The following is a 414-nucleotide window of genomic DNA, read 5'->3' as shown; positions in this document are numbered from 1 at the left end:
ATATTCTACAGTCTGCAATGATGGTTATGCAGGCGTGCTGTGATGACGATTGTTCTGAAATCATTGGCGAATGGAAATCAGGTAAACGCGGTATCGTCTATAAAAACGGCAAGATGCCAATCGCTGACATTATCGTCATTGCCAGAGAGTTATTCACTCATGGAATTATCGGTAAAGCGAAGATTCGCAAACTTCAACGTAACGAAGGCAAAAGCGAATTCTCAGATGAGTTTATGGCAATTGATTACATTAGCTCTGCTCGTGCTCATTTTGGTATGAATCGAGAGGAGGCTGAACAATTAACCATGACTGAATTTCAGATGATGCTCAAAGCTAAATATCCCGATGAGAAAGGCTTCACAAAAGAAGAATACGACAACATCATGAAGCAAGATGATAAGCGCAATGATGAAC

1 protein-coding gene is annotated in these 414 nt (G+C 40.6%); it reads left to right on the top strand.

Features of this window, described 5'->3' with window-relative positions; all coding sequences use genetic code 11:
* Window positions 1–414 (top strand): DUF6246 family protein (locus tag EVJ34_RS15485; protein ID WP_201739961.1); only part of this gene is annotated, 414 nt, incomplete at both ends.

The sequence above is a fragment of the Exiguobacterium sp. SL-9 genome, assembly GCF_004336985.1.
Classification (GTDB): domain Bacteria; phylum Bacillota; class Bacilli; order Exiguobacteriales; family Exiguobacteriaceae; genus Exiguobacterium.
Note: the sequence above shows the minus strand (reverse complement) of the source record. Positions and strands in the feature narration are given on the sequence as shown.